The organism is Vibrio sp. PNB23_22_6, from assembly GCF_052877535.1.
Map to the genome: position 1 here is coordinate 22,470 of NZ_JBNFXP010000013.1, position 22,670 is coordinate 45,139.

Sequence of the window (22,670 nt, forward strand, 5' to 3'; positions counted from 1 at the left end):
TCTTTCTTAAACCATATTGTGGACTACTCGCTTGCCTTGCCATCGTAAAATGAAAATATCACTAGTCGCCAACAACCAGCGTCTCATTCAGTATCGTCATGATCTGCGCCGTCGGTGATAATGGTGGTCTTAGCTTCTTTTGCATATCCTCATCAAACATGACCTCATCACCTCGAATTATCGACACGATGAACCTTTCTATGTCTGATTGCTTTTCTGCTTTCAACATTGCGTCATAGCCTAACTTGCCGTAGTCATTCAGACGCTCTCTGATGTTCGGATTAAGGTAAAGTACTGGCTTACCTATGTATAAATACTCGGTGATAAATGAAGTACAATCATGGATCATGCCATCCGACTCTCTGAATAAACCCACATATTCCCCCTCTTCAAGTTGCAAATTAGGCTTGGATGACCAGAAGTTCCAATACTGATCGGTTTTTTCTTTTCCCCAGTCAGGGTGGCGATAAAGCTTCTCTTTTAGTAATGGATGGGGTTTAAAAGCAAAGTTCACTTGATCGGAATACTTGACCGCCAATGCTTTGAGGCACTCAGCGTTTTCAAGAAACGTTGCGTTGGATAAAAAGCTGCTATCAGCGATGCTGTGGTGTGGTGCAATGATGATTTTTTTGAGCGATGGGTTTATCCACGGGTTTTCATATTGGCTGTCATTATACAATGCCTCGGTCGCAGGATAGCCTACGACTACACTATTACTTCCTTCATTGTAAGCGTATTCTTGAGCAATTTTTCTATGGATCTCATTAATTTGAAAAAACTTCCATACCAAGTTTTCAGTCGGGCCATTAAAGTGAATAGCGAAATTCAAATCCAACAATTCAAAGTATGGAACATAACACGTAAGCTTATTTCTTAAACTTGAGATAGAGTACTTCTCTAACGAGTCGTTATGTGGGTTGGTGAAGAATATCAGGTCTTGATTTATGACGTCATCCTCTTCCGCCCATTGTTCACTTGGGCAAGATCGGCTAACCCTATATCCCTTATCAACAAAGAACGCTTCGGTTTGTCTTGTGTTCGCTTCAATATCAGAAGCATTACACCTTGGGATCACCAAAATCATAGGACAATAATGGGGATGCTTATCCATCGCCTGGTAGAGCAAATCTGTTTTCCACATGCTTTTTTCAAGCACCAGAAACACTACCTTGATTTGATCGCCGTGTTTGGTCTTACGCCTAATCCGCTTTATCTCATAGTAGTGAAATGGTTTGGCGGCTAAGATTAAGAGCCGAGTTCGATGTTTTTTCACTCTCATCCATAACCAACGCACCATTGGCACTGTGCCTAAAACGTCCCTTATCATGATTACGCCTTATAAAAAGGGTCAAGCTGGTTGCGTTTGTATAGCGCCTCATAAGCATTCAAATCGTCGGTTGAGTCAATCTCTAACCATCCTGAATCCACCTCTACAGCTTTTATCTTCCAGCCTTTATTGATGAGTATCTGAAGAAAGCTAGTCATATACATATTGTAGAAATCCTTACCGTTATATAATGCCTGACGATCAAGTTTCAAATAGTCATTTACAAAGTCGCCAATCTTATCTTTTCGAATCTTGATAAGCCCAGTATATTGCCCTTGGATCTGATCATAACTTTCCGGCTTCTGACCTAACTCTAAGACGCATCCTTCCTTATCGAGCACCAAAGTCTCTGCATCGTTGAGGGGGTCATCCATCCTAATTGACCATAACTCATGCCAATTTTTGTCGACCATGAGCGCGATTTCAGCCTCCGAAGCTAGCAGTGCCTCTAAATTCGATGGGTTATAGACAATATCACCGTAGCTAATAATCAAGTCCTCTTCACACGCTTCGATGAACTCAATTGCCGAAAATAAACTTTCTACCATATTAGTTCGCTGGAAGTGCTCATTGTAACTGGTATCATAACCGAGTACTTCAAGCTGCTCAGCGCAATAGCCAGTTGCGATGTGGATATCCTTAACGCCTTGACTTTTCAAGCTATCAATTTGCCTATCCAACAACGTTCGACCTACCAAGGGAACCAGACACTTAGGCTTATTATTGGTCAAAGGGCGCAGTCGCGTCCCTTCTCCTGCCGCCAAAATTAATGCTTTAGTCATAAGATTTGTCTTTTCAGTAAGTTTATGTCTAGTTGGTTGAAACCATCGACTCTTTCAGGGTGCCACATCATCCCGAACACTTGTTTTGAAGGATGAGTAAAAGCTTCAATATTTCCCATATGGTCTGATGCGATAGGTTTCAGATGCCTAGCTAATTTTTCTGAAGGGATCCCCCAACCATGAAAACTGTTCACCAATGTTGGCAATTCAAAATCCGCATTTAAAGTAACCAACTCATGCCAGGTACCAATGTGGCCTTCAATTGGTTGAAAACCGCCACCGAAATAATGATTTATCACTTGCATCCCTCGACATACCCCAATCAAAGGCAAATCATTTTCTAATGCATATTGGATAAGTGCATGCTCAAATTCATCCCTTTCAGGCGCCGTATCGCTCGCCAAGGGGTCAAGGTCAGTGATGCTATTTCCTCCGGAGAGGATAATCCCTGACAGACCTAGCGATGTCATCAGCACCTCCACTAGGCTTGCCGGAATATTCGGTAAAGGAACAGGCAACCATTCCATCGAAATCATTAATTCATACCAACGCTGATCGATTGCATCGCGTTGTTCGTCATGGCTTTCGACAAAGTCAACGCGGTGACTTATTCCCACGAGCTTCATTTAACGACTCTCAAGGTTTGTCCCAGGCAATCCAACTCGAGCTTATGAGAAGCTAATAATGCCTCGTAAAGTTTTTCCCCTACGCCTATGGCTGCCGGTAAACCTATCTCTGCGGCTCGAATCGCCATATGCGAGTTTGCGCCGCCAAACTGAGTGATCAGCCCTGCTATTTCGTGACCAAAAAGCCAATCGTAACCAGGATCAGCCTGAGGAATCATGACGATTTTTCCTCTAAGATTGGTGTTCTCATTAGAGATAGGGGCAACCTCTGCCGTAACACTTTTTAAACCAATATAGTTTGGTAATGAAGAGTGTCTCTCAAAACAATAAAATTGAGATTGATCATTAATAAATGAAGGGAGCTCGACAATCCTTGTTATCTGATAGTCCGCCTTTCTTTTCTGTATGCTCTCAAGTAAGCCCTCCGTCGTCATTCGGTTGAGTGTTAAACTTTCAATGTCACTATATGTCATATAGGAGAGGTCATCTCTGCTTAACCCAATGCTATGACCCCATTTCACCAGACTGTCTAATGCTTTGCTTAAACTCTTTGTCATTTCGAATTTAACACTTTCACGCTGTTGAGTTGCTTTCACCAAGTACTCGATGAATGCAGACGTACTAAGAACTGATTCTAACTGTTCCAACAGACCACTCATGGCCAGCAGCTCACCGTCGGTAAACTGTATGTCGCAGCTTATTTGCTCTTTAGATTGCATCTCCTTCGGTATCAAGTAATGCTCAGGAAGCTCCCAATAGGCAGGCGTGGTCACTTCGTAAGTCCCTGGCCTCAAATGACCATACTGGTCTATTAACTCCCCCAAGGTGATTTCACCAGAGGAAAAACGCACTTTATCTTTTTCAAACTGCCCCGCAACAGTGTCAAAACTACTCAAAAAACCCATGCAGCGCTCTTCCGACAAACCACCACTTTGTACCAAACTATTTAACAACGTACGAGCGACGAAACCCGCTCTCGCGGCATGAGAAAATGCCAAGGTACCATAACGCCTGCAATCATCGAGCAAGGCAAATGCTCTATCTAAATCCATCATACAGGCGTCATTAATATTCTGACGTCGCGATGTTAAGATCACGACGGGACTCACGTCGTCATCTAACCGAGTCAGCGCATTTTGCGTTATTTCTTTTAGTCCTTGTTCTAAAAAGGACAAGTCTGACTCTCGGACGCCATAAGGGAGTAAACGTGCAGATGCGTCTTGCTTAAACTCCGGCGTCCAAATCGTAAAAGCGACATCGAATTCAATTTTATCGTGCAGACTTGGGTTATTGTTCAGTATCGCGATGTAAGCATTGACGATCCTCCCCGCAGAGTCTTCAGGTACCGATTCAGGTATAAAAGAGCTAAAACTCGCTCTCACATCAACGTAAGGATGCCCAGAAAAACTGACAATTAACGGGTGTGGCCTCACGTCCTTGTAACCATACTCAGCTCTCTGTTTGGCCCAAACATCATTGGTAATAAGTTGCTGATACAGGCTTAGAGATAACGGTTTAGGCCGGGTACTAATGATTTCGGCAGGGTTCCAATCTGGCATATTGGCGAAGATTGTGGTGTCGCCGAACACAAAGGGAGGCTTAATTTGATACTCGTTATAACGGGTAACATTGGATTTTAGAGAGGTAATGATCCTGTTATTTTCGATCTCATCATCATTGCTGACTAAAACTGGCCGCACCTGAAATATATGCACTGTTCCGGAAGAATCGACCGCAAACTCAATATCTAACTTGTCAAAACCGAGCAGTGTTTCTAGCTCTTGAACCGAAGTCAACACAGACTTGAGTTCTGGAGCCACCGTGTCGAGCGTCTCTGGATGAAATTTACTAACTAGGACGGTTCTTAATTCACCACCACAACCGGATGTCACTGACTCTGTAGATTGCGTTGTATCATCAAAATTAAACCGATAATAAGGTGCGCCGGTTTCTAGGCTACAGGTAAAGACAACACCGGACATGATGACATCTTGCAAAAACGCCTGAATAAGGATCTGTTCTTCACTCGCAAGTGACGGCCCATAAGAATCGAGCACCGTTTGTATCGCCGAGTTGAGTTGTGCCAGATCATTTCCATCAACGCCAAGAATACTATCAAATCCACCCGCGTTAGAGCTGTTCCAGTTGTCTTCGGCCTTTGAGCTGCTTCTCACCACCAGTTGCTTGTTTTCAAACTTATTTCTTATAGCTGCCAGTACTGTGGTTGAATCGATGCGCCATTCTGCTGCGGTAAAACTATACTGTTCGCCGATATAGCTGGTTTTTACGATATGTTCTAGGCGTGAAAGCGTGTCTGCTTTGGTACCCAAAATAAAATTTGCTATATCGTTTGGGGAATTAAACTCTGCCCACTCCCCCTTAACATCTTTATAATGGACGGTCAGTCCTTGCAGGCTCATGAAAGCGATAAGATCGAGCAGTTTTTTTCCTGCCATTTCTCGTTTAATGTCATGATTTGAGTCTACGATTACGTTGACGGCCCGCTCTCCGAAATACACTAAACCGGTAAATTCAAACAGTTCACTATCAACAATCAAAACTTCCGCTTTATCGATGTCTTCTTTTTTTCTGGCGTAGTACCTTTCTAACCAATGACTATCCACCGCAACGGTGATATCCGCCTCTAGTGAGATAAATTCATTAATAACATCATTTCGAAAGACAGTGTCCCCGTACGTTACGATGCAAGGTTTGTTTGAGATTGGGGCATGGAAGAAAGTATCCAGTGGCGTGGAACTTTTCCACTCTGGCGTGGCAATAAAGTTCAATTTGGGGTAAAGACCGATCACTTCCTCTATTTGATAACCTCCAAGAAAATACACATCATCAAGTCGAACTAAACTTGAAAAGCTGTGTATCTGCCAGTCCATTACTCTCGTATTCATTGAGATGTTTTTTAGTGCTGAAGGTTTGCTGCCACTCTTTGGAGCACCAGCCCCCAAAATAAACACGTTCACTCGCCACCCCCAACGTTCCATCCTTAGAACAAGCAATAATTAACTAACAGATTACTGCCGTCGTCGGGCATTGCTTTTCTTGTAACTAGGCAATCGCCCGACCAATTTCTCGCATCAGCGCTAATGGCATTCTCAAAAGCAAATAAATGCGACACTCTCATCCTTGCAAAAACCGCGAAGCTTCGACCGATTAAGCACAGGATATTTTCATCAAAATGCAACTTAGCATGCTTATTTTTTGTGATTATTCATTCAAAAATCGCTCATCACTTCACCACAAATAATGACAATTATATTATCTTTCATTGCGTTATATCCAAATAACCAAGCAACATTCTGATTATCAAATAAGGTGTCAACCATCGTCTATCGTTAAATTAGATGGGAACATAAATCAGGAGCCCTTAGGCATAGCCAGCACGTAAGCCTGACTCTAGCCACGTTGATCATTAGGTTCGTTAAATAATTAGAGCCACTGCGTAATACGCTATGTGGCTCGGATATTTTACCTGTTCAGAACAAAATCGAATATTCAGCTCACTTTCCTACGACGAATCATGCCTAGGCCTAAAAGTCCCGCCGCCAACAAAAGGGTTGAACCTGGTTCAGGAATGCTTCTTGGCGTCCCGCGTCGTGGACTACCGTATGACTTATCACTCCCTGTACACTCTCCGATGCCATCCGGCAGCGTCGCGTCACCGGTACAGAGTTGCTGTGAACGAACGCCGGCTAAGCCAAAATCAGACAGCTCTAGTCCAAAATCCAATGTCGTCCACGTAAAAGTTTGGATTTGATCAAATCCTTGCGCGCCAAGTCTAAATACGAGCTCCCACTCATCATCTGGCGTTTCCAAATTAGGACTAAATCCTTCTAAATTACATCCGTTACCACAATTATTTGAGGTGGTATCTGTCGCCCAAAGCGCTACCTCATCTGCAGGGTCAATATTTGTCAAACCAATGTCCGCAGCCGTCGTCCCGGGCATCGTATGATCGCCAAAATCAATAAATAAACCCAGCGCTTCAGCATCCCAAGGGTCTACGGTAAACGAATAGTTAAATAAATTGTTAGTCTGGTCATGTTCGACGGCAAACACATAACTTCCAGATTCACCTTCATTCGTCGCCCAATTACTATAAACAATCTCAGCTTGCGCTTGAGTAATGAAAGCGATACCAAGATAAAGGAAGATTGCTGATTTAACACTCATAGCTTTAACACTCATAGCTTTAACCTCGTAAAGATGTATTGCAAGGATAAAGGAGCAAAGTTCACGCCAAAATTAAAAGTGCTAGTAAGACAACAAATTAGCGAAGCGCTCTTAGTAAGTCAGCCCTGAAGTGTAAAAAATATTGACAGTGTAGTTATTAAATAAAAATCCTCGTAAGCGGATGCGTCACGAGGATTCGGTTTAGAAAGCAAAAAATTTAGACCGTTATATGCTTATAATCAATTACTCTTCCAACAAGGCTTGATAACGGCTCTGATGATAGTCTGAATCTCCGAGATGCATTTGGGCCACACGAATTCGCTTTAGATACAATCCCACATCCAGCTCATCGGTCACACCAATGCCACCGTGCATTTGAATTGCCTCTTTACTGATCAGATCCGCCATCTGATTCATTTTCCATTTCGCTAAGCTTACAGCTTTCGCACGCTGTTGTTCGTCAACTGAACTATCAATGACAGAAAACGCGTTCATCAAGGTGCTTTTGGCCAGTTCAAGTTCGACATAACACGCAGCAGCGCGGTGCTGAAGCGCTTGGAAACTGCCAATCGGTTGATCAAATTGCTTACGCGTTTTCAGATACTCTAATGTCATCGTAAACAGCGCTTCACTCGCACCCAAAAGCTCTGCTGCCAAACATGAAGCCGCGACATCCTGCGAGAACGCTAACGCTTCTCGAACTTCCTGCGCGCTACCAAGCATGGCCTCTTCCGTTACCACTACCTGCTCGAAACTGACCATCGCCATATTACGAGCATCGACCAGCTTCATCGATTTCTGCGTAACACCTACGCTGCTAGCGGGAATAAACACTAAACGAAGTTGGCTGTTCAGTTTCGCTACTACGAGGTAAGCGTCTGCACCGATACCATCGGTAACAAGCACTTTCTGGCCAGAAAGCACATAGCCATTATCATTCGCTGTCAGTGTGGTACTCACCGTATTCGGATCATAAATGTGGCTCTCTTCATGAGCCAATGCCACGCGAAGTTCACCGCTAATAATCCCCGTAAGCCACTGATCTTTCTGCAATTCATTACTTAGCATTTCGATTAATGAACCGCACAATACCACTGATGAGAGTAAAGGCGATGCCGATAGATTGTGACCAATTTGAGTAAATACCGCGCCCATTCCTTTATAACCGAAAGCGAGACCGCCAAACTCTTCAGCGAATGGTATGGCAGTCCATCCCATTTCGGCCATACTCTTCCAAAGCTCGCTATCGAACGCTTGGTCTGTATTGTTGTCACGCAGTGTGCGCTGAGCAGATACCGGGCTGATCTCACCTAAAAGTCCTTCGGCACTTTCCAGTAACATCAGCTCATCTTGTGAATAAATTAGACTCATTGATGTACCCCTTATTGTGTCTTTTCTACTTTGCTCGCATCCGGCAAATTCAATACGCGTTTGGCAATCACGTTCAGTTGAATTTCGGAAGAGCCGCCTGCGATGGTTTGAGTAAAGCTGTTTAACCAAGCTCGAGTGACACCCAGTTCCTGCTCTGAGAACGCATCATCCTGCCAACCCAGCCCACGATAGCCCATGACGTCAAGTAACAGTTCAAACTTGATTTTTTCTTGCTCAGTGTGCACGAGCTTCATGATCGACATTGTGCCACTCACGTCTAAGCCCGAACGCGCTTCTTCTGTCATGCGCTGAACCGTAAGCGCATAGGCTTGTTCTTCCATGTCGGCTGCGGTGATGCGTGCTTTCAGGCTTGCATTATTAGCAACCGGCGAAGAAGACAAATACGCTTTACTCAGTGCTAAAAGGTCATAGTGCGTCGGCAAGCTAAACTCACCGAACTTCGACATCGCCGCACGTTCATGTTGAAGCAGTTGCTTAGCCAGTGACCAACCCAGATTTGGTTCACCAATGAGGTTGTTCTTCGGTACGCGCACCTCGTCGAAATGCACTTCGCAAAATGACGATTTGCCACTGATCAAATCAATCGGCGAAACCGTTACGCCTGGAGCGTGCATATCCATCAGTAATAACGAGATACCATGGTGTTTACTACCGGAGTTGTCCGTTCGTACCAAAGCATACATCCAGTCACTTTTATTGCCGTAAGAGGTCCAGATTTTTGCCCCATTGACGATGTAATCATCACCATCTTCTTTTGCCGTCGTGCGAATATTCGCTAGATCGGAGCCTGCATTAGGTTCACTGAAGCCTTGGCACCAACGCACTTCTCCACGAGTCATTGGGGTCAGAATACGTTGCTTTTGCGCTTCTGTACCGTATTTTAAAACCACGGGACCGAGCATCCAAATACCGAGGTTAATCTGCGCAGGTCGGCAGCCTAAGCGGCGAATTTCTTGTTCTAGAATATTTTCTTGGGTCGCATCTAAACCGCCACCGCCATATTCTTTAGGCCATCCCGGACAAAACCATCCCTTGTCGCGCATGCGCTCAAACCACAAACGCTGATCTTCCGTCTTGAACTCAATCTGGCTTCCGCCCCAAACCAGTTCGTCATCAGGAGTGGGCGTTCTTAACGAAACCGGACAGTTTTCTTCTAGCCATGCCCGAACTTCCTGTCGAAATAAATCTTTATCGCTCATCGATGTTCTCCTTGAATTATCGGGCTCGAGGCAATCCTAAGCCTAGCTGTGCGATCAATTCGCGCTGAATTTCGTTGGTACCACCACCGAACGTTACCGTAACAGAAGCGCGAACTTCATACTCTAACTCACCCTCAAGTAATGATGCCGCCGATCCCTGACGAACCATGCCATTCGCACCAGTTATCTCTTGTAGCTTGCGCAGTATCTCGATGACAGACTCTGAGCCGTATACTTTGGTCGTTGACGCTAAGGCCGCATCTAACGCCCCTGCTTCAAGCTCAGCCGCAATACGGAAATTGATCAAACGCATCGCTTCAAGACGGGCATAGCACTCAGCCAATGCTGTACGCACCCATGCTTTATCCATCGCTTTGTTGCCTTGCTCGTCCGGTGTTTTTGCCCACAAAAATACGCGGCGGAATAGACCAACGACTTTGTCGGACCATGAGCCAAGACCCAGTCTTTCATGGTTTAACTGAGCCGTCATTAGCTTCCAGCCACCGTTTAACTCACCAACCAACATCGATTTTGGTACTTCCACATTGTCATAATATGTCGAAGTAGTGGTGTTAGATGTCGTAGGAATTAGCGTGTGAGAAAAGCCTTCACTCTTGGTATCAACAATCATGATTGAGATACCTTTATGTCTTGGTAAATCAGGATCAGTGCGAGCAGCTAACCAAATATAATCCGCTTCATTTGCGCCTGATGTCCATAACTTGGTGCCGTTAACCACGAAGTGATCGTCTTTTTGACGCGCAACCGTCTGTAAGCTTGCCAAATCTGAACCCGCATTCGGCTCAGAGTAGCCAATCGCAAAATGGATATCACCGCGTGCAATACCGGGTAAAAACCTCTCTTTTTGCTCTTGCGTCCCAAAGGTCATCAACGCGGGACCAACGGTGCTGATAGTAACAAAAGGAAGCGGAGCGCCTGCGATATTGGCTTCTTCAAAAAAGAGCAACTGCTCCGTTGCGCTGTAACCTTGACCGCCATATTCTTTCGGCCAACCGACGGCTAACCAGCCATCTTTGCCCATCTGACGAATCACATCACGGTATTCCGTGCCGCTCTCTTTACCGCGTAATCGTGCTTTGAGCTCCGGCGTCATCAGTGCAGAGAAATAGTCCCGAATAGTACGGCGTAGCTCTTGTTGTTCTGGTGTTAAATCGACAAACATACTGCCTCCTACTCACTACCTAAAATCAGACCACTGGTTGGAACACCCGTACCTGCCGTCACGAGCACATTGTGTACATCATCAACCTGGTTGACTGCTGTGCCACGAACTTGCCTTACTGCTTCCGCAACGCCGTTCATGCCATGGATATATGCTTCGCCAATCTGGCCACCATGTGGGTTGATTGGGAGCTTGCCACCACGAGCATGATGACCCGCACGAATGAACTCTTTCGCTTGACCCTTAGGCACAAACCCAAACTCTTCTAATTGAGGCAGAACAAAAGGAGTGAAATGGTCATAAATGATCGCCGTTTGGAAATCTTCCGGTGTCAAGCCTGACTGGTTATAAAGCTCTTTTGCGACCACGCCCATTTCAGGCAAACCCGTGATATCTTCACGGTAATATGAAGTCATGCATTGCTGACCATCGGCAATGCCTTGAGCGCCCGCTTTGATGATGACTGGCTTAACTTGCAGTGTTTTTGCTACTTCAGTACGTGTGATAACCATCGCGACCGCGCCATCAGACTCTTGACAGCAATCAAACAAATGCAGGGGTTCGCAGATCCAGCGCGATGCTTGGTGCTCTTCTAACGTGAGCGGTTTTTCATAGAAAAACGCATTTGGGTTAGTCGATGCGAAATCGCGTGCCGCCACCGCGACGCGACCGAAATCCTCAGACGTTGCACCGTATTCATGCATATAGCGCTGTGCAAACATACCAACCCATGCTGCTGGCGTATGGAAACCATGCGGAAGGTACCAGCCGTAGTTAACGTTCTCGAAGATTGGCGTTGATCCGAAACCATAGTCGCCACTACCAAAACGGTACCACGAACGTTCGTTCATCGCGCGGTAAACAACGACCGTATTGGCAAGGCCCGAGGCAACGGCCATTGCGGCATGCATAACCGGCGCACAAGCAGCGCCGCCTCCATGAGGGATTTGAGAGAAAAAGGTCACTTTCTCACACCCTAGCAAGCGTGCTAATTCGTATTCCGGCACTTTATCGACCGAGTAGCTGCAAAAGCCATCGACTTCGGAAGGAGAAATGCCCGCATCTTCCAAGGCAGCTAGCGTCGCTTCCATAGCCAGACGCAGTTCTGTGCGACCTGAGTTTTTGGAAAACTCCGTTGCCCCTAACCCCACGATTGCGGCTTTGCCGCTGATTGACGAATCCATTCTTTTTCTCCCTTATGCCGGCAATGACATTAAAACAGTGCCACTCACGTGTGTACCCATGCTATTTTTGCCCGCGATGCTCACGACGACGTTATTTGCTTCTGAGTCGATGTGCGTCACTTCACCTTTGAATAGCATGGTGTCGCCTGGGTAGTTAGGCATGCCTAGCTTGATCTTAAGATCTTTCAAACGAGCCCCATTACCCGCCCACTCTTCAACGTAACGCTGAACCAATGCATTGGTGGTTAAGATATTCATAAAGATATGCGGGGTACCCGATGCCTGTGCTGCATCTTTGTCATGGTGACCCGGAAAGTAATCGCGTGTGGCAAGTGCCCCGCCAGCAATTAATGCAACCGTGATAGGGATTGATAGTTCTGGTAAGTTATCACCAATTTTAATTTCGCTGATTCTATTATTTTTCTTCGAGATCATATTTCCACCCGAGTGTGTTGTTATCTGCTAGCCAATCGCCTAAGCGTTCAAGGTTGTCACTGCTGCCTCCGAGAGCAAGGCAAATCGCACGGCTCCAATACAAGTACAAATACGTTGGAGAGCTAATGTCAACGCCAAAGCCGCCATGCACATGTTGAGTTTTATGACAAATGAAATGCCCCGCTTCACACGCTTGCCACGCCGTTGATAAGGCCTCTGGCTCACACGGCAAACCTTGATCTAATCGATAAACCAATTGCCAAAGCGTAGATCGCACGGCCTCTAGTGAAATTTGGCAGTCGGCTAATACCATCTGCACCGCTTGGAATGCACCAATTTGTCGTTCAAATTGGCGGCGCTCACTAACGTACTCAACCGTGCGTTTGATTTGCTGCTTACACAGACCAACCAACATGGCAGACTGAGCCGCAATCAAACGAGGATGAAGCCAAGATTCTGCATCGTCAGACAGCAAATAGTGTTGGTTTAGACGTACGCCTTCAAAGACAAGATCGGAAACCGATTCTCCTTGAGTTAGCGTGCCATCAATGCGCTGGATGTCGCTTAAGCTCAAGTCGATCAATACCAAGCGTTTTCGACCTTCAAGCTCAGCGGCAACCAACGTATATTGGCTATCACTCGCTTCAGGTACGGCATTAACGCGTCCAGAAAGGATTAATTCACTACCTTCAAATTGTGCCGATAGTGAAGCGTCATCGAAGTTGGCGATGGTTAACACATTTGCCCCTTCTGCAGCAGTGATTGCAATTGGCAGTAAGGATTCATTGCCAAACTGACTGATCACCGCCGCAGCAAGTTGATGGCGATATAACGGTACCATTGCGAGCGTTTGCCCTTGAGCTTCAAGCACCACCATCATTTCGGTCATGTTTAGTCCACTTCCGCCCACGGTTTCTGGGATCAACAGCGAGTGTAAACCGGTCTCGATGCACGTATTCCATAACGTTTCCATGCGATTTTTACCTGAATCGGCAAACGTGCATAACTGCTCATCGGTACAATAATCACTAAAAACGGAGACGGCTAACTCTTCGATGGCGCGCTGGTCATCTGTAAGGGTAAAGTTCATTGCGCCTCCCTAATTTTAAACATCGGTAATGTCAACTCACCATCAAAGGTTTCAAAGCACACTTCTACTGGAGTTCCAATAGCCATCTTCTTCGGATCCATACCAACGAGACCCGCAGTAATACGAACCCCTTCTTCAAGTTCAATAAGACCGATTGGGTTTGGGTAATCGAAAGGTGGAATTTCTGGGTAGTGCATCACCACGTAGGAATAAAGCTCACCTTGGCCGCTTGCCACTTGATAGTCGAGCTCAAAAGATTGACAGTGAATACAAACCGGAGCCGGTGGGTGCTGCAATTTATTGCAACTTTTGCAATGCTGAATACGCAATTCATGAGCATCACAGCCTTCCCAGAAAAAGCGGTTGTCATCACTGATACCAGGCTTAGAGCGCTTGATCACAGGAATCGCTGAATCACTCTCTTGTTTTGCTTCCACGGGATGAGCAGGCTTAAATTTGAACACTCGGAAAAGCAACTCGCCCACTTTCTCATCGCCGTTTGGTCGTTCTGAGAAATAGGCCATCTTCAATGTGACAAAATAGCCCGTACCTAGCGCGGTTTGTTTCTCGTCACTGAGCGCTTCGAAACGAGTCGTGTAGTACAGCTTTTCGCCCATTTTTAAATAGCGATCAAAGCTTAGCTCCGAGTTAACCGCCACGACCGATGGGTAGCCGTTTTCTTCAAGCAAACTCAATACACCATATGGATTTTCGTCGGTAGAACCTGGTGGGTAATTATTTTGATACAGCCCCGATTCACACCAACTCTGTAGCATCGCCGGTGGCGCAACTATTCCCTCAAATTCGGTGCGAAGTGCGTACTCAGGATCCGTGTACAACGGATTATTCACCCCCATCACTTCACACCATTGCCTTACCATTGCTGGGTTCACTTCATCCCACGCGTAAATACGGCCGAACTCTTTGCCGACCATTTCGCGTAATGGGGTTAACCAGTTATTATCAGCCAATGTCTTTCTCCTACTATTCAAAACAACTGATTACTTAGTTGTTGATGTGTTTACGCTTCTGCCGCAGATAAGAAAGCGGGTTTTTCACCACCACCATGGAGCACTAAATTACAGCCACTCCCGTATAGGCAATGTTCAGATGCCAAAAATAAGCACGCACCACCAATGTCACTTGGTTGGGCCATGCGCCCTAAAGGAATAGTCCCACTCACTGCTTTAATACCGGCATCATCACCATAATGAAGGGTAGATTGCTCAGTCTCGACCAAGCCTGGGGTCACGGCGACAACGCGCACTTTAGGTGCCCACTCCACAGCCAGCGATTGAACTAAAGACAATACGCCCGCTTTTGCTGCACCATAGGCAGCTGTGCCTGGAGATGGTCTCAACGCACTCACACTGCTGATGAAAATGATCACCCCAGGACGAGATTGACTCTGCATCAGGGTGTTTGCTCGTTGAGCTACATTGAGGGGTGCGATTAAATTGAGTCGAATAATACTTTCGTGGAAGCGTGGCGATGCCTTGTCAGCCAGTGCAAACGGACTGCCTCCGGCGTTATTGATTAGCACATCGAGTTGGCCATATTCAGCCTGAATAATCGAAAACAAGGTATCGACAGAGTCTAAATCGCGTACGTCAACAGGTAAGAAGCGGGCTTTCATTGCGCCACTACTTGGCAATGTTTCTGGCTCTGTGCGGCCACACACAATGACTGTCGCACCACTTTGTAGAAATGACTCCGCAATACCGAAACCAATACCCTTCGTACCTCCGGTGATCAACACCGTTTTACCTATATTTTCAAATTGCATAACGTCTCCATTTACCATCATTCCATCACAATGGAAGTGTCCTGATGTTATTTTCAATGTTTATGCCGACCAATTCGTCGTCTAAATGGACGATGAAAAAAAAACGTGAGCTATAGAGAATCGCCTTGAAAGAGAAAGGAGTTTCCGATGGACGAAAAACCGGTTTTATTGACTTATCCTAGCGAAGGGGTAGCGCAGCTAACGCTCAATCGCCCACAGGCGACAAACGCACTGAGCTTAGAGCTGCAGAAACAACTCGCTGATTACTTTGTGCAGTTGTCTGAAGACTCAAGCGTGCGCTGTATTGTACTCACTGGTGGTGAAAAGGTGTTTGCAGCCGGAGGCGATATCCACAGCATGGTCGATTGCAGTCCTATCGATATTTATAAGCGTCACACCGAACGTTTGTGGGCACCGATAGCCAACTGTCCCAAGCCAATCATCGCTGCAGTATGCGGCTATGCTTATGGCGGTGGTTGTGAGTTGATGATGCACGCCGACATCATCATCGCGGGGGAAAGCGCCTCATTTTGCCAGCCTGAGATCAACATCGGTATCATGCCTGGCATAGGCGGCACACAGCGCTTAGTCCGTGCGATTGGTAAAGCCAAAGCAATGCAGATGGCGCTGACTGGTAAACCGATCAACGCCCATGAAGCGTGGGTGGCTGGTTTAGTCAGTGAAGTCTGTGCAGACAACAACGTCCTTGAACATGCCAATTCAATGGCGAAAAGGGTCGCAAGAATGCCACCATTAGCCGCCGAGCAGATAAAAGAAGTGATCAATGCAGGGATGGATGCATCGCTGGATGCCGCGATGGCCATTGAGCGAAAGGCGAATGCGTTGTTGTTTGCTTCGTACGATCAAGAAGAAGGCATGAAAGCCTTTATTGAAAAACGCTACCCTAGCTTTAAAGGGGAATAAAGCAAACCCCAAGCCATGATTTCCCAAAAACATATCTTGGGAACGTCATGGCAATTATTAGGCTCATTTAATTAGCTTGAAGCGATGTAAGAACATGCTGCCACCGCATCAATAGGATCATATATGAGCTTCTGCATCCGTGCATGCAAGTGGCGCAACACTGTTAAGCAAAATACGGACAAGCTCCGTTTGGCGTCGAACGCCGGTCTTGGAAAAGATTGAACGCAGGTGTGCACGAGCAGTATTGCGGCGAATATTGAGCCTTTCTGCCGCTTCTTCTAAAGACAGTCCGTTGGCCAATTCGAGTGTCAGCGCCGTTTCAGCAGACGTTAAACCAAAAATTTTCTTAGCAACATGACTGCTTGCCTGAGACTTAGCTACAGAATCACGGATATAAACCACCGCTTTTCCATGCCCAGTACCATTTTGCCATGCAGGCGATGGGATCACTTCGACAACAACCCCAAGGTTAACCTCACCCGATGGGCGAGCCACAGACATAGCTTCAGGCAGTATCGGTCGATCCGACTCCCTAACCATCTTAAATGAATTATGGATCAGCTGCTTGAGCTCTCGATTATCATTCGGATAATGGGCCGTTAATTTTCCGCCCTGAACTTTCAGTCCATCTTCTTGCATCAACAATTCATTGGCAAAGACATTCTGCTCAAGAACACGGCCCGATTCATCGATTTGCACCGTGGCGATCGATAGACGGCTAATCGCTTCATTGTACATTGAGCCGAGTGAGTGGCTTCTGTCTAGCTGGTGATGAATATCAAGGGCACGTTTAAGGTGGGAGACAAGCATTTGACAAAGCGCTTTGTCTTCGGAGGAAAAGTTTTGGGCAGCTTCAGGTCTCGTGATACGCAGTTTCACCGTTCCGCCATCACTCGTTGCAATATCAACCGACATCACATGATAGACATCAATATTTGCACACCAATATTTACGATAAGTACTTTGGATCCACGCTTCTTCATCCATTAGATCATCAACCGTAAATACCGTATCTACTTGTTGATTATTAAATGGTGTGATGTGATAACGATAAGGAAGATACTGCACCTTTTTTTCTGCGCTAATACCGTTTCCAATCGCGATCATTAAGCCTAGATCTTCTTCCTCATTTTCGAACGTTGGTTTAAGAATCAAAGTAACATAATTTGCCTCAAAGCAATCGCGCAAAGCTTGTAATGGCTTATACCAATTGGATTTACTTTGAGAAAATTCATAAATACCTTCAATCAGTCCACTGTACTGTTTAAGATCAAAAGACATGTCCGCCAAAATACCCTCCGTTATACTACTTATTTAAGGGTAGGAACCCGCAGTAATCACTTACTGCGGATCGCACTATGACTGAGCAATAGATTCCGTAAGTTCAGGAACCACAGTGAACAAGTCACCTTCCAGGCCATAATCAGCAAACTGAAAAATAGGCGCATCAGGATCCTTATTAATGGCTACTATTACTTTAGAATCGCTCATCCCTGCAAGATGTTGAATCGCGCCAGAAATCCCTACAGCTATATATAGCTCAGGCGCCACAATTTTACCGGTTTGCCCTACTTGATAATCATTCGGTACATAACCTGCGTCTACTGCAGCTCGTGAAGCGCCTAGCGCCGCACCCAGTTTGTCAGCCAGTGGTTCTAGAAGAGCGCGGTAGTTTTGATCACTACCTAACCCTCTCCCCCCGGACACCACGACTGACGCAGTATTGAGATCTGGACGATCTGATTCAACCAATTCAATTTTAACAAACTGCGATAGACCCGTGTCTGCAGCAGCTTCAATGTTAACTAATTCAGCTTGACCTTCCATGGCTGCCTTTTCAAATGCAGTCGTTCTGACAGTTAAGATCTGAATTTTTTCTTTCGACTCAAGTGTTAACAATATGTTACTAGTGTATATGTGGCGTTGGTAGATGCCAATATTTTCTATACTAATAACATCCGAAACTTGAGCCGTATCAAGAAGTGCACTTACACGAGGGGATACATTTTTTCCAAACGTTGAGCTGGCGCTAATAATAGCGTCGTACTGCTCTGTTCGAGCCAACTCAACCACAAGCTCTGCCACGTTTTCAGCAACCAAGCCTGCATAATGAGCGGCATCGGCATGTAATACGCGGTCAACACCAGAGATTTTCTGACACGCTTGCGCGACTTCAGCACACTGCTCGCCCGCAACAAGAAGATCAATCTTTGCGTCGGTACTAAAGCTTGCTAGCTTTTGAGCGGCGCCAACGGCATTACACGTAGCACTGACAAGTTGATTATTAAGATGTTCTGCGACAACTAGAATTTTCATAATTTCCCCTTAAAGAACCTTTGCTTCGTTCTTAAGCTTTTCGATTAGCTCTTCAACACTTGAAACCATCACGCCACCTTTGCGCTGCTCAGGAACGGCATAAGACACGGCCTTAAATCGAGGTGTGGTATCAATGCCTAAGCTTGCTATATCGATGGAATCTAAGGGTTTACGCTTTGCCTTCATGATATTCGGAAGTGAAGCATAGCGAGGTTCATTGAGTCGTAGGTCACACGTCACAACTGCTGGTAAAGGCATGTTCAATACTTCCAAGCCTGCGTCAACTTCACGTGTCACGGTCAGTGAATCACCATCCACGATAATCTCAGAGGCAAACGTCCCTTGTGGCCACTTAAGTAGCGCCGCAAGCATTTGACCAGTTTGGTTGCTGTCGTCATCAATCGCCTGCTTACCAAGCAACAATAGTTGTGGCAGCTCTTGCTCTGTCACCGCTTTTAGGGTTTTCGCAACCGCCAGAGGCTCGATGCCATCTTCGGCAAGAACATGAATGCCTCTGTCAGCCCCAACCGCCAATGCGGTTCGAATGATATCTTGGCAACCTTGACTGCCGATACTGACGACGACAACTTCAGACGCGACACCCGCCTCTTTTAGACGAACCGCTTCTTCTACCGCAATCTCGTCAAACGGATTCATGGACATCTTTACGTTATCAAGATCAACACCTGAGCCGTCTGACTTCACTCGCACCTTAACGTTGTGATCGACCACTCGTTTGATGGGAACCAGAATCTTCATGTATTACTCCCTCATTTGTACATGGCACCGATCATTGCTTTTAGAATCTTACGTTTAGCAATCATCGATTAACCGGGTTTTCCGTAAGTTTCACCAAGGTTAAGAAAAAGTAACGCGTTAAACATCGTCCATTGAGACTAGCGATAACTGTTGGGAAACAGTGAAACACAAAAAACCAAGACAAGAAAAAGCGGCCATCTAAAATGCCAACACCTATCAGCCATCAACTGTTATTGGTACCAATACATTACTTGCGTACGAAAACATGGTTTCGTGCCATCGGTTTCGTCATTGATGAGATTAAGGGCTCATCAAGTTGATCAAAAAGGCTGCGAATGTCGCTCCCAGTGAGCAATGTCCAAAAATAAGGAGAACAAGATGACAATGACACGCCCTAGATTTTGCATGACCACAACGTTCAGCCCCTTTGCAGCGTTGGTCTTATTGACAAGTTATAGCGATCTCGCCAGCGCTCAGTTACAACCCGCTTGTTGCGATGATAGATGGGATCCCGAATGGGCTCAGCGAGATATGTGGGCCCCGGGCATGATGAATATTGGACAACGAATGACAAGGCATTGAACTTTTACGCACTCAAACATTCCACAAGAATATCTCAATGTAAAAAGCCATTTGCACAAAAGCCAGACGCGATTCGTGAAGGTGGCAAACTGTATCAACAGAAGTGTGTACGCTGTCATGGCACACAGGGGGTGGGAGATGGAAAAATCGCCAACTCATTAAATCCCTCACCCGCACTTTTAGCGTATATGATCCAAATGCCTATGGCGGTGGATGGGTATTTACTTTGGTCAATCTCTGACGGGGAAATTGTTGGGCACAGGTATGCCTGCGTATAAAGGCCAGTTAACGCAGAATGATATGTGGAAAATCATTACTTATATTCGATCAGGGTTCCCTCAGATACTCAAAGCGAGCAGAAATAATTCACCTGAATACGGGATAAGGAAGCCTGTGAGCCAATAGATATCATTAACTTATGCTTTCTTGGTTGGTCGTACTAATATTTCGATATCCAACGACGTAACACTATCCTTAGGTAACAAAAACGGGAAGCGCTCACTTCCCGTTTGTTACTGTTTACACGAAGTCTCTTTAAGTAAAGCGAATCTTAGCTACTTTAGAGTGTGGGATCGCTTGGCAACTCAAAATCAGCTTTTGCTTGATATCACGCTCATCTAACACCTCATTAACCAGCATGCTGACATCGCCTTCTACCACTTCACACATGCACGAGGCACAAAGCCCGCTGCAACAAGAGTAAGGCAACTCGACCCCAGCTCGCTCGGCAGCGTTCAATAGCGTCTCGTCTGGCTGCCATGGGAATTGATGCGTTTCGCGTCCAATTTCCACCGTTGTGTCACAGATTGAGCTAAGCCCATCATCCGATGACATCTCAAGCACTGGCTTACTGTCAGCGGATGGCGCAACAAAGCGCTCTAGGTGAATCGCCGACTTTGGTATGTCAACGGTCGATAGCGCGTTTTCTACCGCGTCCATGAAAGGTGCCGGCCCACAAATGAAAACCTGCGCTGAAGATGACATTGAACTCGCGAGCGATGTCAAAAAGGACTCACTCGGAATACCACTCAGGCTCTCTAGCAAGTGAATCACTTCTAAGCGCTGTGGGTAATCCGCCTGCAAACTTTTGAGCGTGTCTTTAAAAATCACCGACTGCTCATCTCGGTTGGCGTAAATAAGGCGAATGCGTGCATTGCCTTTAACCAATGCGCTTCTCAATATCGAATAGACCGGGGTAATACCACTTCCCCCGGCAAACAGTAACAACTCATCATCAAAGCTTTTCGGCACAAATACGCCAGCAGGCGGCATTACGTCGAGCACATCACCTGGCTTTACGTTGTCACACAGGTAGTTAGAGACTCGACCTCCTGCCACACGTTTAACCGAAACTTGCAACTCCGTATCGAGTTCAGGTGAACTGGACATTGAGTAACAGCGGACCTGATCGCCTCCTTCCCACGGTACACGCAGCGTAAGGAATTGACCTGGCTTATATTGGTATAATGTGCGAACGGACTCCGGCACTTCAAACTGCAATGAAATCGCCTCTTGGGTCTCTTGAACGACCTTCTTAACCACAAGCGCGTGATAATGAGCTGCCGACATAGATTATCCTCCGATAACTGAGATTAATTATACAAATGGGTCCATGTTTGGCATACCAAGCATGACAGCGCCATGTGCACGCATATAAGCATCTGTGTTGTTGGCAATGTGACCACGAGCTTGATGAATATCGCGGAAAATTCGTTCAATAGGATTAGCACGATACAGACCAGATGCAGCGCAAGCACGTAATAAGGCATCCACTTGCTCTGCACAAAGCTTAGGCACCGCTGATGACTGAGCACGCTGCAGTAAACGTTCATTTACGTCTAGAGTGCGTCCATCGCGAATGCTCTCTACAATGCGACTGTAGTTTCTAAATAGCACCAACTTTAGCTGATCACTGACCATCATCGCATCGCATACTGCAAATTGAGCATTCGGGTCTTCGGCAGTTTTGCTGCCGTGCTTACCGATATGCGCGCTTGCTCGCTCTCTAAACTCGTTGATAGCACCATCTAGCGCACCAATACACGCCGAAGAAACTGCACGTTGGAACACTTGAGTAAATGGAATCTTATACAGCCAACTCGGGTTAGTCGCTCGACCTGGACAGCCCTCGTCACTGTGATTGTTTGTACGTTGAGTGCGATGCTCTGGCACAAACACACCTTCAACGACAATATCGTGACTGCCTGTTGCTCTTAGGCCATGAACATCCCAGTTTTTCTCTATGCGGAAGTCAGACTTAGGCAGAAGGAAAGTCGTGTGTTCTAGGTCACCACTGTCATCATTTTTTGGTAGCAGTGCACCAAGGAAGATCCACTCACAATGCTCACAGCCACTTGAATAGCCCCAACGACCCGAGAACTGGTAACCACCTTCGACTTTTTCTGCTTTACCAACCGGCATATAGGTTGATGCAATTCGAGTGCTGCTATCGTTCTGCCACACATCTTGTTGAGCCTGTTCTGGGAACAACGGCAGTTGCCAATTGTGAACGCCAATCACGCCGTAAATCCAAGCGGTAGACATACAGCCTTTGGCCAGCGTCATTTGAATACGGTAGAAAACACGTGGGTCAAGTTCGTAACCGCCCCATCGTTTTGGTTGCAATACGCGGAAAAGACCCGCCGCTTCGATGTCAGCAACCGACTCGCTAGGCACCTTACCATCAAGATCGGCCTGTTGGGCGCGTGCTTTCAGTTTTGGGATTAAAGCCGTTGCTTTTTCAATAAGATCAAGCGCCTCTGGCGTGAGGTAGTCTTCGTTGACGGCGTGTGCGGTAATTTCTTCATAGATTGCCATGTTTATTCTCCTAAACACCCCCGCCAAATCTCGACGGTTTCGGCGTTACTCTCTTTGATTAGACGCTAAAAGATTTCCAC

The 22,670-nt window shown here is 46.2% G+C and carries 20 protein-coding genes; 2 read left to right on the top strand and 18 right to left on the bottom strand.

Translation table 11 applies throughout. The features are described 5' to 3' along the window. Positions 1-61: 61 nt before the first annotated feature. The 13 genes from ACVA54_RS11735 to ACVA54_RS11795 all read right to left on the bottom strand — a co-directional run bounded on the left by ACVA54_RS11735 (position 62) and on the right by ACVA54_RS11795 (position 15,192). Positions 62-1,273: a CDP-glycerol glycerophosphotransferase family protein gene (locus ACVA54_RS11735; protein WP_172438116.1), complete on the bottom strand. Its 1,212-nt coding sequence runs from the start codon at positions 1,271-1,273 to the stop codon at positions 62-64. Between the two features lie 56 nt (positions 1,274-1,329). Next, on the bottom strand, positions 1,330-2,109 hold the full coding sequence (locus ACVA54_RS11740) for a phosphocholine cytidylyltransferase family protein (protein ID WP_446632506.1): 780 nt from the start codon (positions 2,107-2,109) through the stop codon (positions 1,330-1,332). Next, positions 2,106-2,735 (bottom strand): gamma-glutamyl-gamma-aminobutyrate hydrolase family protein, encoded by a 630-nt coding sequence (locus ACVA54_RS11745; protein ID WP_119464457.1) that lies wholly within the window; start codon positions 2,733-2,735, stop codon positions 2,106-2,108. The genes ACVA54_RS11740 and ACVA54_RS11745 overlap by 4 nt, the downstream gene beginning before the upstream one ends. Then, positions 2,732-5,713 (bottom strand): PEP-utilizing enzyme, encoded by a 2,982-nt coding sequence (locus ACVA54_RS11750; RefSeq protein WP_446649632.1) that lies wholly within the window; start codon positions 5,711-5,713, stop codon positions 2,732-2,734. Before ACVA54_RS11750 ends, ACVA54_RS11745 begins: the two co-directional genes overlap by 4 nt. Before the next feature lie 532 nt (positions 5,714-6,245). Next, complete coding sequence (locus ACVA54_RS11755; protein WP_446649633.1) at positions 6,246-6,938, bottom strand: PEP-CTERM sorting domain-containing protein; 693 nt, start codon at positions 6,936-6,938, stop codon at positions 6,246-6,248. A gap of 228 nt (positions 6,939-7,166) precedes the next feature. Further along, positions 7,167-8,294 carry an acyl-CoA dehydrogenase family protein gene (locus tag ACVA54_RS11760; RefSeq protein ID WP_446649634.1) on the bottom strand — a complete coding sequence of 376 codons (1,128 nt, stop codon included), beginning with the start codon at positions 8,292-8,294 and terminating at the stop codon, positions 7,167-7,169. Positions 8,295-8,305: 11 nt separating this feature from the next. After that, complete coding sequence (locus ACVA54_RS11765) at positions 8,306-9,514, bottom strand: acyl-CoA dehydrogenase family protein (protein ID WP_099079397.1); 1,209 nt, start codon at positions 9,512-9,514, stop codon at positions 8,306-8,308. A gap of 16 nt (positions 9,515-9,530) precedes the next feature. Then, a complete protein-coding gene (locus tag ACVA54_RS11770; RefSeq protein WP_099079398.1) occupies positions 9,531-10,697 on the bottom strand; it encodes an acyl-CoA dehydrogenase family protein in 1,167 nt (388 codons plus the stop codon). Between the two features lie 8 nt (positions 10,698-10,705). Then, positions 10,706-11,881, bottom strand: a complete 1,176-nt coding sequence (locus tag ACVA54_RS11775) for a lipid-transfer protein (RefSeq protein ID WP_099079399.1) — start codon at positions 11,879-11,881, stop codon at positions 10,706-10,708. 12 nt (positions 11,882-11,893) lie between these two features. Next, complete coding sequence (locus tag ACVA54_RS11780; RefSeq protein ID WP_446580750.1) at positions 11,894-12,316, bottom strand: MaoC family dehydratase; 423 nt, start codon at positions 12,314-12,316, stop codon at positions 11,894-11,896. Beyond that, positions 12,297-13,406 (bottom strand): acyl-CoA dehydrogenase family protein, encoded by a 1,110-nt coding sequence (locus tag ACVA54_RS11785; protein ID WP_446580752.1) that lies wholly within the window; start codon positions 13,404-13,406, stop codon positions 12,297-12,299. Before ACVA54_RS11785 ends, ACVA54_RS11780 begins: the two co-directional genes overlap by 20 nt. Further along, the gene (locus tag ACVA54_RS11790; RefSeq protein WP_182852700.1) at positions 13,403-14,377 is read right to left on the bottom strand and encodes an OB-fold domain-containing protein; all 975 of its coding nucleotides are present in this window, start codon (positions 14,375-14,377) and stop codon (positions 13,403-13,405) included. Before ACVA54_RS11790 ends, ACVA54_RS11785 begins: the two co-directional genes overlap by 4 nt. A 50-nt stretch (positions 14,378-14,427) precedes the next feature. Further along, positions 14,428-15,192, bottom strand: a complete 765-nt coding sequence (locus ACVA54_RS11795; RefSeq protein ID WP_099079402.1) for an SDR family oxidoreductase — start codon at positions 15,190-15,192, stop codon at positions 14,428-14,430. A 147-nt stretch (positions 15,193-15,339) separates the two neighbouring features. Here ACVA54_RS11795 and ACVA54_RS11800 point away from each other — a divergent pair, with 147 nt between their 5' ends. After that, positions 15,340-16,116, top strand: coding sequence for an enoyl-CoA hydratase (locus ACVA54_RS11800; RefSeq protein ID WP_119464451.1), 777 nt, complete (start codon positions 15,340-15,342; stop codon positions 16,114-16,116). Between the two features lie 117 nt (positions 16,117-16,233). On the opposite strand, the gene ACVA54_RS11805 is transcribed toward ACVA54_RS11800, so the two are convergent. From ACVA54_RS11805 to ACVA54_RS11815, 3 genes are all read right to left on the bottom strand, one after another. Continuing rightward, the gene (locus ACVA54_RS11805) at positions 16,234-17,397 is read right to left on the bottom strand and encodes a helix-turn-helix transcriptional regulator (protein WP_446644397.1); all 1,164 of its coding nucleotides are present in this window, start codon (positions 17,395-17,397) and stop codon (positions 16,234-16,236) included. A gap of 75 nt (positions 17,398-17,472) precedes the next feature. Next, a complete protein-coding gene (locus ACVA54_RS11810; protein WP_119464450.1) occupies positions 17,473-18,432 on the bottom strand; it encodes an electron transfer flavoprotein subunit alpha/FixB family protein in 960 nt (319 codons plus the stop codon). 9 nt (positions 18,433-18,441) lie between these two features. Continuing rightward, positions 18,442-19,191, bottom strand: coding sequence for an electron transfer flavoprotein subunit beta/FixA family protein (locus ACVA54_RS11815; RefSeq protein ID WP_099079406.1), 750 nt, complete (start codon positions 19,189-19,191; stop codon positions 18,442-18,444). Positions 19,192-19,706: 515 nt separating this feature from the next. Here ACVA54_RS11815 and ACVA54_RS11820 point away from each other — a divergent pair. Further along, positions 19,707-20,051, top strand: a complete 345-nt coding sequence (locus ACVA54_RS11820; protein ID WP_446608962.1) for a c-type cytochrome — start codon at positions 19,707-19,709, stop codon at positions 20,049-20,051. Between the two features lie 256 nt (positions 20,052-20,307). Here ACVA54_RS11820 and ACVA54_RS11825 read toward each other — a convergent pair whose 3' ends face one another. Both ACVA54_RS11825 and ACVA54_RS11830 read right to left on the bottom strand, forming a co-directional pair. Further along, a complete protein-coding gene (locus tag ACVA54_RS11825) occupies positions 20,308-21,342 on the bottom strand; it encodes a ferredoxin--NADP reductase (RefSeq protein ID WP_099079409.1) in 1,035 nt (344 codons plus the stop codon). A gap of 27 nt (positions 21,343-21,369) precedes the next feature. Then, complete coding sequence (locus ACVA54_RS11830) at positions 21,370-22,590, bottom strand: acyl-CoA dehydrogenase family protein (protein WP_099079410.1); 1,221 nt, start codon at positions 22,588-22,590, stop codon at positions 21,370-21,372. Between the last annotated feature and the right edge of the window lie 80 nt (positions 22,591-22,670).

Coding starts and splice junctions, on each gene's coding strand:
- ACVA54_RS11740 (WP_446632506.1), bottom strand. CDS start 2,109: ATGACTAAAGCATTAATTTTGGCGGCAGGAGAAGGGACGCGACTGCGC.
- ACVA54_RS11745 (WP_119464457.1), bottom strand. CDS start 2,735: ATGAAGCTCGTGGGAATAAGTCACCGCGTTGACTTTGTCGAAAGCCAT.
- ACVA54_RS11755 (WP_446649633.1), bottom strand. CDS start 6,938: ATGAGTGTTAAAGCTATGAGTGTTAAATCAGCAATCTTCCTTTATCTT.
- ACVA54_RS11760 (WP_446649634.1), bottom strand. CDS start 8,294: ATGAGTCTAATTTATTCACAAGATGAGCTGATGTTACTGGAAAGTGCC.
- ACVA54_RS11765 (WP_099079397.1), bottom strand. CDS start 9,514: ATGAGCGATAAAGATTTATTTCGACAGGAAGTTCGGGCATGGCTAGAA.
- ACVA54_RS11770 (WP_099079398.1), bottom strand. CDS start 10,697: ATGTTTGTCGATTTAACACCAGAACAACAAGAGCTACGCCGTACTATT.
- ACVA54_RS11775 (WP_099079399.1), bottom strand. CDS start 11,881: ATGGATTCGTCAATCAGCGGCAAAGCCGCAATCGTGGGGTTAGGGGCA.
- ACVA54_RS11780 (WP_446580750.1), bottom strand. CDS start 12,316: ATGATCTCGAAGAAAAATAATAGAATCAGCGAAATTAAAATTGGTGAT.
- ACVA54_RS11785 (WP_446580752.1), bottom strand. CDS start 13,406: ATGAACTTTACCCTTACAGATGACCAGCGCGCCATCGAAGAGTTAGCC.
- ACVA54_RS11795 (WP_099079402.1), bottom strand. CDS start 15,192: ATGCAATTTGAAAATATAGGTAAAACGGTGTTGATCACCGGAGGTACG.
- ACVA54_RS11800 (WP_119464451.1), top strand. CDS start 15,340: ATGGACGAAAAACCGGTTTTATTGACTTATCCTAGCGAAGGGGTAGCG.
- ACVA54_RS11805 (WP_446644397.1), bottom strand. CDS start 17,397: ATGTCTTTTGATCTTAAACAGTACAGTGGACTGATTGAAGGTATTTAT.
- ACVA54_RS11810 (WP_119464450.1), bottom strand. CDS start 18,432: ATGAAAATTCTAGTTGTCGCAGAACATCTTAATAATCAACTTGTCAGT.
- ACVA54_RS11815 (WP_099079406.1), bottom strand. CDS start 19,191: ATGAAGATTCTGGTTCCCATCAAACGAGTGGTCGATCACAACGTTAAG.
- ACVA54_RS11820 (WP_446608962.1), top strand. CDS start 19,707: ATGGGCTCAGCGAGATATGTGGGCCCCGGGCATGATGAATATTGGACA.
- ACVA54_RS11825 (WP_099079409.1), bottom strand. CDS start 21,342: ATGTCGGCAGCTCATTATCACGCGCTTGTGGTTAAGAAGGTCGTTCAA.
- ACVA54_RS11830 (WP_099079410.1), bottom strand. CDS start 22,590: ATGGCAATCTATGAAGAAATTACCGCACACGCCGTCAACGAAGACTAC.